This is a genomic window from Pseudomonas sp. P9_2, from assembly GCF_034008255.1.
Taxonomy (GTDB): Bacteria; Pseudomonadota; Gammaproteobacteria; order Pseudomonadales; family Pseudomonadaceae; genus Aquipseudomonas; species Aquipseudomonas synxantha_A.
Map to the genome: position 1 here is coordinate 462139 of NZ_CP125376.1, position 14428 is coordinate 476566.

The following is a 14428-nucleotide window of genomic DNA, read 5'->3' on the forward strand; positions in this document are numbered from 1 at the left end:
CTGCCTGAGTAACAACACAGACCCAATGTGGGAGGGGGCTTGCCCCCGATAGCAGTCTTTCAGCCGAGTATTTATTGGCTGATACACCGCTATCGGGGGCAAGCCCCCTCCCACATTGAGCTTCCAACGCCTGTACGGCACGGCCCTTGCTGTAGAACTTTTGAGGAAAACGGAATTTGGCCGATGGTCAGGCAATGCGAACTAATCCTGACACCGGCCGTCAATGACTGCATGTTCTTATCAGGCGGTAACGCACCATGGACAATCCTTTTCAGATCATCACCGACACCTTCACCCCCCAATACCGCGTCAATCTGAGCATCCAGCGGCTGGACGGCAGCATCATGCTCACCCTCTCGGACGAGACCGGCGTGGTGGCCAAGCGCATGATCAGCGCCGAACAGCGCAACGACCCGCAGCGCCTCAAACGCCTGGTGCAAAGCATCCAGTTCGGTATCGCCATCGAACAGGGTCATAGCGCCGTGGAAATCCTCGAACTGATGACGGACGGCGACAGCCACAAACTCCTGCAGCGCCCGCCTGCCCGCACCCTGCCCTTCAGCGTGGGGCTTTAAAGCTCGCCCTTCTCGGTCTCCAGGCTCGCCTCGCCTTTGCGACGCGGGCTTTCGACCTTCACCGAAGGGAACGCCGACGACGCATAGCGCACCACCAGAATGGCAAACGCCAACAACAGAATTCCGCCGCACAGGTAGATGATGCCCACATCCGGCGGGTTGTGGTGCGACACGTTGGAGATCAGCAAACGCGTAAGCGCGGTGATTGCCACATAGATCAGGAAGCGTACCGGCATGTGGTTGGTCTTGAAGTAAATCCCGACCATCGCGCCCAGTTCCAGGTAGATGAACAGCAGCAAGATGTCATCGATCTTGATATGGCCGTTCTCCAGCATCCCCAGGAATTCCATCACCGCCGCCCAGGCGGTCACCGCACCAATGGCAAACAACGCCAGGTAGTGAAACGACTCGACAAACAGATTGCCCAGGGACTCGGCCAGCCCGTGGACTTGCTGGCGCAGCCTTTCGGCCCAGTTGATTTTCACGATGATGCTTCCTTAGGTCGGTTCGACCGGATAATGCGAGTTGGACGTGACGGTTGTTCTGTATGCAGAAAAAAGGCCATAGACAGGGTATTGAGATGATGGCGGGCTGATATTAGGCACTTAATCAATCTTTGTGGCGAGAGAGCTTGCTCCCGCTGGTGTGCGCAGCGCCCCCATTTCCCAACTACATTAAAAACCTACTATCCAAACCCCGGCGTTTGGCTTATCCTTTTCGCTGTATATAAATACAGTAGTCGCAAAAGACAACTATCGTGAAGGCATGTGAGGTGGTGAATGGCCGTCGAAGTGGTATACCGCAGCAGCCGAGATCTGGAGCGTTTGTTCATGGATAAAGCCGAAGCTGACCGTCATGACAAGATGCTTGAACTCGCTGAGTTGCTGGCAGAGGTGTTGCAAAAAGCCGTGCCATCTTTGAGTGAGCAGCAGGTGGAGGAAGCCGGGATCTACATGGCGAAGAACCGCGATGTATTTGCCAAGGCATTCAAAAGCCAGCCGGACGCGTTGTCCGAGTTGCTGAACGCGGTGGCAGAGTAAAGCCCGAATTGAACAGGCCCTGAATCATGGATTCAGGGCCTTTTTAATGCCCGGCCTATTTGTACAGCAGACGTTCGGCCAGCTCATCGGCGACCCGTGCGGGGGAGCGCTTTTCGGCTTGGGCGTGGGCGAAGATTTCGGTCAGGCGCGTGCCAATGTTCGACAGGTGCGCGGTAATCCCGGGCAGGTCGGTGCCGGCGTGTTTGAGGGCGACGTAGATCAGGCCGCCGGAGTTGATCACGTAGTCCGGGGCATAGAGGATGCCGCGGCCTTCCAACTGGTCGGCGATGTCCAGGTTGGTCAATTGTGCGCTGGCCGAACCTGCCACGGCGGCGCACCGCAACTGGCCGACGCTGTTGCGGTTGAATACAGCGCCGACGCCGCAGGGCGCGAGGATGTCGCAGGGGGTGCTGAGCAAGGCATCGTTGGCAATCGGGTGGGCGCCCAGTTGTTCCATGGCCAGTTGCACCTTGCCGTGGTCGATGTCGCTGACCAACAGTTCTGCACCCGCAGCGTGCAGTTGCTCAGCCAGGGCATAACCGACGTTGCCCAGGCCCTGCACCGCTACGCGCAAGCCTTCAAGGTTGTCGCTGCCCAGGCGCGCCATGGCGGTGGTACGGATGCCGGTAAATACACCCATGGCGGCATGAGGCGCAGGGTCGCCGGCGGCGGTGGTGCTGGTGACGAAGCGAGTGTGCTGGGCGATGCAATCCATGTCGGCGACCGAGGTGCCGCTGTCGATCGAGGTAATGAAACGGCCGTCGAGTTTTTCGATACAGCGGCCAAACGCCTCGAATAGCGCGGCGCGGCTCTCCACGTGCACAGGGCGGATGATGACCGCCGTACCGCCGCCCACCGCCAGCCCGGCCAGTGCAGCCTTGTAACTCATGCCTTGGGCCAGGCGCGCGGCATCGGCCACGGCACTGTCATCGTTGGGGTAAGCCAGGTAGCGACAGCCGCCCAAGGCAGGCCCCAGGCGACTGTTGTGGATGGCGATGATCGCTTTCAGCCCGGTCACCGGGTCGACGCTCAGGTGCAGCGATTCAAGGCGGGTGCTGTGCATGAGCGCAAACATCAATGAGCTCCCGAATCACTTTTGGTTGTGGGCAAAGTATAGGCTCGCGGCAGAAAACTGCTGGATTGCACTGGAATAAGCCGCGCTGTTTCGTAAGATCCAGGACATAAGCACGCAGGATATTTTTCAAGATACTGGACGAAATTTCCTGGCAAGGCTAAAACGGGGCATCCGCCGGAGAACGCGATGAATCCCCGCACAGCCTTTTTCGCCTGCCTGGACCGTTCACCCCCTGCGCTGTTTGAAGCCGCGCTGTGGATGGCTGCCGAACACGATGCCAGCGTACAGCCGTTGCTGATCCTGCAAGAGCTGCGTGTGCTGCAACAGCAGGTCAGCCTGGGCATGCCCCTGTTGCCGGCCGATGAACTCGGCCAGCCGCTGCTGCGGCGCCTGAATGACCTGGGGTTTGCCCAGGATGACCAGACCCCGTTGCGCCCCGCCGCCGCGCTGCTCGACAAAGTGCTGCGGCGAAAACGCGGGCAACCCTTGGCCATGGGCCTGATCGCCCTGGAAATGGCACGGCGCCTGGATATCCCCATGGTCGGGGTAAATTTCCCCGGCCACTTCCTGCTACGCGTACCCGGTGCCGACCACCTGCTGGACCCGTGCGGCGGTCGACGCTTGTACCCCAACGATTGTCGCGAACTGCTGCACCGGCAATACGGGCCAAAACTCAACTTGCACGCCGACCACCTGCACACCGCCGAGCCTAGGGCGATCCTGCAGCGGCTGTCACGTAACCTGCGCCAACTGCACCTCGCCAACGACGATCCCCTGGCTGCCCTGGTGGACGCCGAGCGCGTACTGGAACTGGGCAATGCCAGCGCCGCCGACTACCTTGCACGCGCCAGCCTATACCAGCGCCTGGATTGCCCGAGTGCCGAGCGCTTTGACCTGGAACATGCGTTGATGCTCAGCGAAGACCCGATCCAGCGCCTGCGCCTGACCGAGCGGCTGGGGCACCTGCCGCCCAATTCAGTGGTGCATTGACCTAGGGGGCGTTCTCAATTAGTTTCCCCGCCGCGTTGTCGCCTTAAAGCGGGCCAGGCAAGGCGCAGGCCGCAGGGAATGGTTGTTCCCTTTCCAAGGCCTGCAACGCAGGCTGGCCCGCTTTAAGGCACAACCCGAAGGGCCTGCTGTTGTGCAGGGCTGCGTTGCTCGAAGCTTATTTGGAATGACCAAACCACGCTTCTCGCGCCTTGCCCTGCACAACAGCAGACCCGGCGCGACGGGGAAACTAATTGAGAACGCCCCCCTAGGTGCGATTGAGAATATCGCCAGGCACTGGCGTTTTTAGCGTAGTGGAGCCCGGCGCCCGCACCTGAATAATCAACAGCGCCGCAATCACGGCCGGAATCGCACAGAAGAAGAAAATCTGCTGCACCGGTATATGCATCGCCAGCAACATACTGCCGAACAGCGGCCCCAGGATTGATCCAAAACGCCCTACCCCCAACGCCCAGCCTGTGCCGGTGGCGCGCACCTGCGCCGGGTAGAAATTGCTCGCAAAGGCATTGAGGGTCAGTTGCCCGCCGATGATGCAGAACCCGGCAGCGAACACGCAGGCCACCAGGTAACGTGGATTGTCGTGGTTCAAGCCCAGCAGGATGGTGCACAACGCAGCCGCCGCCAGCACGCCGGACAACAGTCGCACCTTGCTTTTCAGGCGGTCGGCAAACCAGGCCATGAGGATGGCGCCCAAGGTGCCGGCAAACAGGAACATGGACGTGACCAGGTTGGCTTCGTTCAGCGCCAGGCCGCTTTCGAGCAACAGCGATGGCAACCAACTGATCATGAAATACAGCAAAATCAGGCTGACAAAAAAGGTCGCCCAGATCAGCAGCGTCGGGCGCGCGTAGCCGTTGCGAAACAGCTCCACCACCGTCAGTTTGCTGCCTTGTTCCTGCAGGTTTTCAGCTTCGGTCGCGGGCGGCGGTTGCCAGTCGGGCAGCATCCGCGCCGTGACTTTGCGCAGACGCAGATACGGCGGCGCATCGCGCAACAGGCGTGGCAAGGATTCGGGCAACAGCCACACCAGGAACGGGAACAGCAGCAACGGTGTTACCCCACCAGCCAGGAACACCGCCTGCCAACCAAAGCTATCGATAAACCCGGCCGCCACAAAGCCGCCTGCCGCGCCGCCGAACGAAAAGCCGCAGGCCGCCAGGGTCACCATCAAGGTGCGCATGCGCGGCGGCGAATATTCAGACATCAATGCCATGGCACTGGGCATTGCGCCTCCCATGCCGATGCCGCAGATAAACCGCGCCGCCATCAGTGTGGTGAGGGAATTGGCAAACACCATCAGTACGGTCAGGCTGGCGTAGATCAGCACACAGGCCAACAGGATGCGCCGCACGCCGAAACGATCCGCCAGCGGTGTCACCAGCAGCGAGCCGAGGGTCAACCCAAGCAGGTTGGCGCTGAATACCGGCCCGAACGCGGCTTTTTCCAGGCCCCAATCCTGAGCCAGTGCCGGCACTACATAGCCCAGCACCTGGGCGTCGTAGCCATCGGTGACCAGCAGCAACGCCAGCAACACGAGAATCAACCACTGGTAGCGCGACACCGGACGGGCGTCGAGTGCCGCGCGAAAGCTGGCAATCTGATTGTGCATCGCAAGGTACCTTTATTTTTTATTAGGTTGGCACGATCAAATGTGGGAGGGGCTATGGCGTGTCAGGTTGATTGGCGGGGTGGGCCTGCACGAAGGCCGGATGTTGGGCCGCCAACGCCGCCACTCGCCCTATGCGCGAGTACGCCGCCAAGGGCACCTTGAAACGCTCGGCCGCGTACAACTGCGGGATCAGAAACGTATCGGCCAAGCCCGGCTGCTCGCCAAAGCAAAACCCTGTGTCGCCAATCAACTGCTCCACCGCGCCCAGGCCCTGACTGATCCAGTGCCCGATCCACTCCAGCAATTGCGCCTCATCGTGCCCCCACTTGCGCAACAGGTTCTGCGTGCTGGAGTTGTGCAGCGGGTGGATATCGCAGGCGATGATCGACGCTACCGCCCGTTCATGGGCACGGGCTGCCGGATCACTTGAGAGCAGTGGCACCTGTGGATAACGCTCCTCCAGATATTCGATGATCGCCTGCGATTGGATCAACGTCTGCCCTTGATCAGTACGCAACGCCGGCACGCGCCCTTGCGGGTTGATCGCCAGGTACTCGGGCTGGTGATTGGCGCCGCCTGCCGGGACCAGCAGGTTGACGGGCAGCGCGGTGAAATCCAGGCCCTTGAGCGCCAGGGCAATACGTACCCGATACGACGCGGTGGAACGGTAGTAAGTATAGAGTTCCATGACCCTGCCCTCTTAACGTGCCGCAACCACAGTACCGCGGCATTCACCAAAGCCGATGCTGGCAAAACCTTCGCGGCGGCAACGGCCACGCAGGATGATTTCGTCACCATCTTCAAGGAATTTACGTACCTCGCCCGAGGCCAATTCAATCGGCTTCTTGCCGCCTTCGGTAATTTCCAACAGGCTGCCGAACTGCCCCGGCTGCGGCCCGGACAAGGTGCCTGAACCAAACAGGTCGCCGGCCTGCAACTGGCAACCGTTGACGCTGTGGTGCGCAACCATTTGCGCCACTGTCCAGTACATATGCTCGGTATTGCTCAAGGTCAGGCGATGGGCGGGCAGGTTCTGCTCGCGCATTGAGGCTGTGGTGAGCAGCACTTCCAGCTCGATATCAAAGGCGCCCGCGTTCTGATCACGTTTATCCAGCAGATACGGCAGCGGTTGCGGGTCGCCCTCGGGCCGCGCCGGTTGCGCTTTGCGAAAGGGCTCCAGCGCTTCGGCGGTCACCACCCATGGCGAAATACTGGTGATAAAGCTTTTCGACAGGAACGGGCCCAGCGGCTGGTATTCCCAGGCCTGGATATCTCGCGCCGACCAGTCATTGAGCAGACAGAAACCGGCGATGTGCTCGGCCGCATCGCCGATGGCAATCGCTTCGCCCATGGCATTGCCCTGGCCGATCCAGATGCCCAGCTCCAGTTCGTAGTCCAGGCGCGCGCAGGGGCCGAGCGTCGGTTCGGACTGGCCGGCCGGCAGTGTCTGGCCTTTGGGGCGCCGGACCTGCGTGCCCGACGGGCGAATGGTCGACGCACGGCCGTGGTAACCAATCGGCACGTACTTGTAGTTGGGCAACAGGGGGTTATCCGGGCGAAACAGTTTGCCGACGTTCTGCGCGTGCTCGATGCCGACGTAGAAGTCGGTGTAGTCATTGATCTTCGCCGGCAAGTGCATCTGGCAATCGGCGGCGCAGTGCAGCACCTGCGCTTCGCGCTGTTGCAGCTGGCTGCCTTCGGCCAGCAGCTCCAGCAGGCGCTCGCGTAACGCCACGCGTGGCCCACGGCCAAGTTCAAAAAAAGCGTTCAATTGGCCACCCGCTGTTGCCTCAACGGCACGCCGGGCATCACCGTCAAATTCATCCAGCGCGGCGTGCAGGTCGAGGACCATATCGCCGATCGCCACGCCACAGCGCGGGGCCGAGCCGTTGATACTGAACACGCCCAGGGGCAGGTTCTGCAGGGGAAAATCCGCGTGACCGTTGGCCGAGGCCACCCAGCTGCGGGTCTGCGTTGGTTGCGTCATGGGTTATCTCCGATTCGGGTTGAAGGTGGCGGGCAGTGAGGCCCAGCACGCGTCGTAAGCAGGTTGCAGCTGCGGGCACTCCAGGGCGAACTGGGTCGGGCGCAGCACTTGGCTGGTCTCGAACATGAAGGCCATGGTGTTATCGATCTTGTGCGGCGCCAGGTCCGCATTGATGGCCTTGGTGCAGGTCTCGCCATCCGGGCCATGGGCGCTCATGCAGCTGTGCAGCGACGCGCCGCCGGGCAGGAAGCCTTCGGCCTTGGCATCGTAGGCGCCCTGGATCAGGCCCATGTATTCGTTCATCAGGTTGCGATGGAACCATGGCGGACGGAAGGTATTCTCGGCCACCATCCAGCGCGGCGGGAAGATCACGAAGTCGAGGTTGGCCAGGCCATGCACGCTGGTAGGTGAGGTCAGCACGGTGAAGATCGACGGATCCGGATGATCGAAACTCACCGTGCCGATAGTGTTGAAGCGACGCAGGTCGTATTTGTACGGCACGTTGTTGCCGTGCCAGGCGACCACGTTGAACGGTGAGTGGTCCAACTCGCAGGCCCACAGTTCACCGAGGAATTTCTGTACCAGCGTGGTCGGTTGCTTGAGGTCTTCGTAGCGGGCCACTGGCGTCAGGAAGTCGCGAGGGTTGGCCAAACCGTTGCTGCCGATAGGACCCAGGTCGGGCAGGCGCAGCGGGGCGCCGTGGTTTTCAGCGACGTAGCCGCGAGCCTGCGCGTCCAGCAGTTCGATACGGAATTTGAGCCCACGGGGCAGTACCACAATTTCCAGTGGCTCGACGTCGAGCACACCCAATTCGGTGGCGACGCGCAGGCGGCCCTGCTCCGGCACGATCAGCAGTTCACCGTCGGCATTGAAGAACACCCGCTCCATGGAACGATTGGCGCGGTAGGTATAGATGCTGATGCCCGAAGGTTTTTCCGACCCCGAGTTGGCAACCATGCCGACCAGTCCATCAATAAAGTCGGTCGGCTCACTCGGAATATCCAGCGGGTTCCAGCGCAGGCGATTGGGCGTCACTGCGCCCAAGGGTCCACCGGCCATTTGCCGCGCAAGCTTGACGAACGCCGGGTGATTGGCCGACGGCTGGATGCGGTACAGCCACGTGCGCCGCGCTTCACTGCGTGCCATGGTGAAGGCAGTGCCGGAAAATAGTTCGGTGTAGAGCCCGTAGGGGGCTTTTTGCGGTGAGTTCTGGCCGACCGGCAGCGCGCCAGGCAAGGCTTCGCTGGCGAATTCATTGCCAAAGCCCGACAGGTATTCGAGGTCCATGGATCTTCCTCTGTACAGAAGTTGTTTTTATCGTAATCCAGTTACGCATAACGTAATTTGATCACTATCGACCGTCAAGCTATAAAGACGCCCATTCATCTCTCGGATTCTCGCCCTTCCATGGAAAAGCCCCGCGACACCGGTAAACAGAAAGTCCGCTCGGCGGAAGTCGGCACCGATATTCTCAAGGCTCTGGCCGAATTGTCCCCGGCCACCTCGCTGTCGCGCCTGGCCGACCATGTGCAGATGCCGGCGAGCAAGGTCCACCGTTATTTGCAGGCGCTGATTGCCTCCGGCTTTGCCGAGCAGAACACCGCCACCAACCATTACGGCCTGGGCCGGGAGGCTTTGCGCGTGGGGCTGGCGGCGCTGGGCAGCATGGATGTGTTGAAAGTCGGCGCCATGCCCCTGGCCGAGCTGCGCGATGAATTGAATGAGACCTGCTTTCTGGCGGTGTGGGGCAACCAGGGCGCGACCGTGGTACAGATCGAGCCGGCAGTGCGCGCCGTTACCGTGGTGACGCAGTTGGGCTCAGTGCTGCCGCTGCTCAGTTCGTCCACCGGGCTGGTGTTCAGCGCTTACCTGCCGTCACGGGAAACGGTGGAACTGCGCGAACGCGAGATTCAATCCGGCACCGCCCACTCGCTGGCGGACGATCAGGCCTACGCCACGGTGTGCGAGCAAATCCGCAGCCGTGGCCTGCACTTTGTGCATGGCCTGCTGATGCCCGGCGTGGATGCGTTGTCGGCGCCGGTGTTCAATGCGGTCGGGCAAGTGGCGGCAGTGATGACCGTGGTCGGCCCGACCTCACTGTTCCATGCCGATGAAGATGGCCCGGCGGCGCAGCACCTGCTGGCGGCGACCCGGGCCGTGAGTTGGCGCATGGGCTATCAGCCCTGAATCAATCGTCGCTGCGCGACAGCGCAACGGCCACGCGGTCTTCCAGCGCCTTGACCTGCGCGCCGGCCACTACGTAGTTGTTGGTCAGCATCGCGAACACCAGCTTGCGCCCGCCGGCGTCGGTGATGTAACCACTCAATGACGACACGCCGCCCATGGAGCCGGTCTTGGCGTGCAGGTTGTTTTGCGCCTGCGTGTCGCGCAGACGGTAGCGCAGGCTGCCGCCGGTCATGCGGTCAGTGCTGCCGGCAATCGGCAGCGCGTTGTACCAGGCGTCGAACCACGGCTGTTTGCTGGCGGCCAGTAGCAGGTCGGTTAGGGTTTGCGACGATACCAGATTGCGCCGCGAGAGGCCGGAGCCGTCGACCTGACTGAACGTGCTGGTGTCCAGTCCCTGACGCTTGAGAAACCCGGCCACCGCCACGGCGCCCGCCGCTGCCGTGCCGCTATTGGCGGTCTGGCGCCCCATGGCCTTGAGCAAGGCTTCAGACATGTTGTTGTTCGAGAGTTTGAGCAGCGGCACGATCAACTCCTGTAACGGAGCCGATTGGTGCTCGGCCAGCACCGTCACTGCAGCCGGGCTTGCCCCACCCATCACTCGACGCCCCAATACGGTGATGCCCTGTTGCGCCAAGGCTTGTTCGAATAGATTCGCGACCAGTTGCGTCGGCTCCCAGACGCTGACCAATTGCTGGCTCTGGCGCCCCGGCGCCACTGCGCCGCTGAGCTGCAACAGGTTGGTGCCATGGCGACGGTTGATCCCATAGCTATTGCCCGGCCCACTGATGGCGCGGTTGCTCAGTTGCAGGTAGTCGCTGGGCGGGAAAATATCGACACTCACCGGTGTGCCGGCCCGTAACGGCGCCTTGGCTGTGACCAGCACGCTGCCTGCATCAAAGTCCGCATTGGGTGCCACGGTCAGCGCCGAAATCTGCGCGCCGTAGTAGGTGGTTTCATCGTCATGGGACCAATCCACCCCCAGCCGCTCGGCATCGAACCAGGTGTCGTCGAACACAAGGTCGCCCTGCACCTGGCGCACGCCCTGGCTGGCCAATTGCGCGGCCAGGGTCTGGTAATCGGCAAACTGAACGGTCGGGTCGCCGAGGCCACGCAGGTACAGGTTGCCGGTCAAACGGTCGCCCTGGCGTATGCCATTGCTCAGCAGTTGGGTGGCGAAGCGGTATTGCGGCCCCAGCACATCCATCGCCGCGGCGGTGGTCAGCAACTTGAGGTTGGACGCGGGCACCAGCCGGGTGCGCGGGTTGTGCTGATACAGCGTGGAGCCCGTGCGGGCGTCACGTACCATCAGCGAGACCGTAGCGCCTTGCAGCGCCGGATCGCTCAACAGTTTATCCAGGGTTGCCGGCGTGGAAGTTTGGGAGACGCTGGCGCAGCCGCCCAGTAAAAAACTCAAACCGACCAGCAGGGTGCCGGTGCGTAACCATTTTACAAAGTGCATCGTTGCGTTTTCCATAAGCATGCAATGGCGGCAACGCTAACAGCTCGCTATCAATGTGGCGACCGCTTTCCTGTGGGAGCTGGCTTGCCTGCGATGCAGACAACTCGGTGTATCAGGCAAACCCAGTCGATGCCATCGCAGGCAAGCCAGCTCCCACAGATAAATGAATCAGAAGGTCAAGGTGCTGGACACCGACACCTGCCGCGCATCGCCCATGGACACAAACTGCGTATTCACCGATGAGGTGTAGTAAGTACGATCGAACAGGTTCTTCACATTGAGCTGGAACTTGACCTTCTGCCCTTCAAGCCGGGTGTCATAGCTGGCGAACACATCGGCCACGGTGTAGCTGGGCAGGTCGAAACTGTTGGCCGCGTCACCTGCCCGCTCGCCGACATAACGCGCTCCGGCGCCGACGCGCAGTTGATCGCCGCCCAGGATACTGCCGAAGTCATACACCGCCGACAACGAGCCGGTGCTTTTTGCCACATTCTGCAGGCGATTGCCTTTGAGCTTAGGGTCTTCGGTAACCTCGGCATCGGTATAGGCATAGCTGCCAATCAGGCTCCATTTATCCGTCAGTTGGCCGCTGGCATCCAGCTCCAGACCGCGAGAGCGCACCTTGCCGGCCACGCTGTACTCCGAGGTCAGGCCCTCGCCTACCTGCACCAACACGTTGCGTTTATCGATGGTGAACAGCGCGGCACTGGCGGTGATGCGCCCCGGCAGGTCGAACTTGGTACCCAGCTCCCAGGCTTTGGATTCTTCCGGCTGCAAACTGCCACTCAACACGGTTTTATTGGCCAGCGGCGCGATGGTGGAGTTGGGTTTGAACGACTCGGTATAACTGCCGTAGAACGACAATTGATCAGTGTAGCGATACACCAGCCCGGCCCGTGGTACCCACTTCTGGCCATTGCCGTCGGTGTTGGCGGTAAACGGCACGCCTTTGCCGGCGTATTGGTCGTACATCTGGTAGCGCGCACCGCCGACCAGAATCCATTGATCGTTGAGGTGGATGGCATCCTGGAAGAACAGCGAATCGCTGCGCAGCAGGTCGGTCTGGTTGCTGTCCGGCGCGCTGACTTTGGAACCGGCGACTTCATTGCCGTACACCGGGTTGTTGTAATCGAAGGTGCCCCGCGGCGCCTGGCGGATCAGGTCGGCACGGTAGATCTTGCGGTACTCATCGTCCAGGCCGAACACCAGATCGTGCTGCATACCTGCAACATCGACCTTGCCTTCAAGGCTGGCGGTGGCGAAGCGATCGGTGGTCAACGCGCCCTGGGTACCGTCCATGCTACGGGTCAGAGTGCCGTTGGTGTTGACCTTGACCACGCGCACCTGGCTGGCGTCATAGGTTTCGCGATTCCAGCTGTAGCCGAAGTGAGCCTTCCAGTCGTCGTTCAGATCGTGGTCGACGGTCAGGCGATACAGATCGGAGCGCCCTTCCATATTGTTGAACGGCTCATCCAGACGCCGGGTCGCGGGGATGTTCAGCGGGTGGTTGGTCTTGGGATCGATGGCGGTGCCACGGTCGAACGGCGCGAGAAATTCGCGGTGTTCATAGGCCAGCACCACTTGGGTGGTATCGCCGTACCAGGCCAGGGACGGCGCCACCAGGGTCTCGCGATGGATGCCGTAGTTACGCCAATAGTCTTCGTCTTCATGATCGACAATCAGGCGATAAGCCAGGCCGCTGTCGCCGAGGGGGCCGGTGGTGTCGAGGTTGCCGCCACTGCCGTTCTTGCCGCTGCCGAAGGTCGAGCCGCGCGCGGTCAGGGAGGTGGACTGCACCAGCTCAGGCTTTTTGCTGACGATATTGACTACGCCGCCCGGGTCCTGGATGCCATACAACAGCGAGGACGGGCCCTTGAGCACTTCAATACGCTCGGCGGTAGCGTTCATGGCACGGCCCTGCACCACCGGCATACCGTCCTTCATGATCGAGCCGTTACGGTTGTCGCCAAAACCACGCAGCATCACCGCGTCCTGAGTACTGCCGAGGGTGTTGGACTGGGTGATGCCGCTGATATTGCCCAGGGCGTCATCCAGGTTGCGCGGTTGCTGGTCGCGCAGCACCTGGGCCGGCACCACGTTGACAGTTTGCGGGGTTTCCAGCAGCAACCCATGGGAGCGCATCACCGAACTGGTGGGCGGCGGCTGATAGCTGGTGCTGTCCTGCGTCGGGTTGACCGCGCTGATGGTGGTGGCGCCAAGGTTGACCGCACCGTCGCTGGGCAGCGGCTCCAGGGCCAGGGTGCGAGCGTCGATCTGGCGGAAGGTGAAACCTGTATTGCTCAGCAGACGTTGCAGGGCCTGGGTTGCGCTCATCTGCCCACTGACCGCCGGGGCATTGAGGCCGAAGGGCGCTTCATCGGTGTAGATCACACTGATGCCTGTGACCCGGCTGAACTCGCTCAGGGCCTGGGGCAGTGGTTTGGCTGCCAGGGCAAAATTGAACTGGGCGCTTTGCTGCTCCTGCGCACGCGCAACGCTCAACGGCAGCAACGCCAGCCCTGACACCGCCAGGACCGAGGCTCCCAGCCACTGTTTTACCCAACCACCCGCCGCTGACTTCATGCTGTGAGAACCCGTGTAGAAAACGCTGTTAATGCGAATAGATCGCAGTTTCATGCACTACACGGATGGGCCGGGGATTTACCTCACCTGAATCAGCAAATAATTTCGATCATTGCTTGCCACTCGTCGCGAGACACTCCTTGGCGCTCTTCTTCAGCTTCTTGATCAGCCGCTCCTGGCGCAACGCCTCACCCTTGCTCGCGCATTGTTCGGTGTACACCAACGCCACCGCCGGGCTGGACAAGAAGAACCGCGCGCCCTTGCCGCTTTGGTGGCAGGCAAAGCGGCGCACCGGGTCATTGCTGATGCCGCAATACAACGAGCCATTGGCGGCACGCACCAGGTAGACGAACCAGGGTTTGGGTTCTGCAGGATCAGTCACAGGGCAATTTCGGTAAACCAGAGGAGCGCCAATCTTATCAACGACCGGCCTGGAATGCCTTCAAGCCTTTAAGTGCCTGGGCCCGCACCGCATTTTTCAGCGCCGGCGACCAGCCCAACAGCAGCCCTTTCAAGCCCAGCGCCTGGCGCGACCATCGCCACAGGTCGAAGTGATCCTGGTGCTCGCAGATCTTGCCGTCGCGAAACACAAAGCGCGCACCGATGTCGTTGACCACCGTATTCCCCGTGGCGCTGAACAGGTAAGTCGCCACCCAGTGCGCGCTGCCTGTGCTGTCATCACTGCGCACGTGGTCGAAGGTCAGGGAGAAATCCTTGGCCCGCGTGGTGAGCATGCGCCACATATCCCCAGCGTCGCGCCCGCGCAACTCGCCGAAGGCCGGGTCGCTGAACACCACGTCTTCGGTGTAGCAGGCGGCCATGGCTTCGGCATCCAGGCGCTGGAAGGCACTGTAGAACTCGGTGATCAGGGCGTTATGGGCATCACTCATGGGCAGGCTCCGCAG

14 protein-coding genes are annotated in these 14428 nt (G+C 61.4%); 4 read left to right on the forward strand and 10 right to left on the reverse strand.

The features are described 5' to 3' along the window. Positions 1-257 precede the first annotated feature (257 nt). Positions 258-575, forward strand: coding sequence for a DUF3509 domain-containing protein (locus QMK52_RS01960; protein WP_032877639.1), 318 nt, complete (start codon positions 258-260; stop codon positions 573-575). Here QMK52_RS01960 and QMK52_RS01965 read toward each other — a convergent pair. After that, entirely contained in the window at positions 572-1060 is a 489-nt protein-coding gene (locus QMK52_RS01965) for a phosphate-starvation-inducible protein PsiE (RefSeq protein ID WP_003188808.1), read from the reverse strand. The genes QMK52_RS01960 and QMK52_RS01965 overlap by 4 nt on opposite strands. Before the next feature lie 294 nt (positions 1061-1354). Between QMK52_RS01965 and QMK52_RS01970 the strand changes: the two genes are divergently transcribed. Further along, a complete protein-coding gene (locus tag QMK52_RS01970) occupies positions 1355-1615 on the forward strand; it encodes a YebG family protein (RefSeq protein ID WP_005785100.1) in 261 nt (86 codons plus the stop codon). Between the two features lie 55 nt (positions 1616-1670). On the opposite strand, the gene QMK52_RS01975 is transcribed toward QMK52_RS01970, so the two are convergent. Beyond that, on the reverse strand, positions 1671-2690 hold the full coding sequence (locus QMK52_RS01975) for a Glu/Leu/Phe/Val dehydrogenase family protein (RefSeq protein ID WP_005785098.1): 1020 nt from the start codon (positions 2688-2690) through the stop codon (positions 1671-1673). Between the two features lie 186 nt (positions 2691-2876). Between QMK52_RS01975 and QMK52_RS01980 the strand changes: the two genes are divergently transcribed. Beyond that, positions 2877-3680, forward strand: coding sequence for a SirB1 family protein (locus QMK52_RS01980; protein WP_005785096.1), 804 nt, complete (start codon positions 2877-2879; stop codon positions 3678-3680). Positions 3681-3945: 265 nt separating this feature from the next. Here QMK52_RS01980 and QMK52_RS01985 read toward each other — a convergent pair whose 3' ends face one another. From QMK52_RS01985 to hmgA, 4 genes are read right to left on the reverse strand one after another with little or no spacing between them, the layout of a single operon-like run. Then, the gene (locus tag QMK52_RS01985) at positions 3946-5307 is read right to left on the reverse strand and encodes an MFS transporter (protein WP_005785094.1); all 1362 of its coding nucleotides are present in this window, start codon (positions 5305-5307) and stop codon (positions 3946-3948) included. Positions 5308-5359: 52 nt separating this feature from the next. Next, positions 5360-5995, reverse strand: a complete 636-nt coding sequence (gene maiA, locus QMK52_RS01990; RefSeq protein ID WP_005785092.1) for a maleylacetoacetate isomerase — start codon at positions 5993-5995, stop codon at positions 5360-5362. Positions 5996-6007: 12 nt separating this feature from the next. After that, a complete protein-coding gene (gene fahA / locus QMK52_RS01995; protein WP_320403770.1) occupies positions 6008-7294 on the reverse strand; it encodes a fumarylacetoacetase in 1287 nt (428 codons plus the stop codon). A gap of 3 nt (positions 7295-7297) precedes the next feature. After that, a complete protein-coding gene (hmgA, locus tag QMK52_RS02000) occupies positions 7298-8581 on the reverse strand; it encodes a homogentisate 1,2-dioxygenase (RefSeq protein ID WP_320403771.1) in 1284 nt (427 codons plus the stop codon). Positions 8582-8701: 120 nt separating this feature from the next. Here hmgA and QMK52_RS02005 point away from each other — a divergent pair, with 120 nt between their 5' ends. Further along, entirely contained in the window at positions 8702-9481 is a 780-nt protein-coding gene (locus tag QMK52_RS02005; RefSeq protein ID WP_005785085.1) for an IclR family transcriptional regulator, read from the forward strand. Position 9482: 1 nt separating this feature from the next. Here QMK52_RS02005 and dacB read toward each other — a convergent pair whose 3' ends face one another. The 4 genes from dacB to QMK52_RS02025 all read right to left on the reverse strand — a co-directional run bounded on the left by dacB (position 9483) and on the right by QMK52_RS02025 (position 14413). Then, a complete protein-coding gene (gene dacB, locus QMK52_RS02010) occupies positions 9483-10940 on the reverse strand; it encodes a D-alanyl-D-alanine carboxypeptidase/D-alanyl-D-alanine-endopeptidase (RefSeq protein ID WP_320403772.1) in 1458 nt (485 codons plus the stop codon). Positions 10941-11108: 168 nt separating this feature from the next. After that, the gene (locus QMK52_RS02015) at positions 11109-13523 is read right to left on the reverse strand and encodes a TonB-dependent receptor (protein ID WP_320403773.1); all 2415 of its coding nucleotides are present in this window, start codon (positions 13521-13523) and stop codon (positions 11109-11111) included. 109 nt (positions 13524-13632) lie between these two features. Next, positions 13633-13905, reverse strand: a complete 273-nt coding sequence (locus tag QMK52_RS02020) for a GIY-YIG nuclease family protein (RefSeq protein ID WP_005785079.1) — start codon at positions 13903-13905, stop codon at positions 13633-13635. 37 nt (positions 13906-13942) lie between these two features. Further along, positions 13943-14413 carry a nuclear transport factor 2 family protein gene (locus QMK52_RS02025; protein WP_005785077.1) on the reverse strand — a complete coding sequence of 157 codons (471 nt, stop codon included), beginning with the start codon at positions 14411-14413 and terminating at the stop codon, positions 13943-13945. Between the last annotated feature and the right edge of the window lie 15 nt (positions 14414-14428).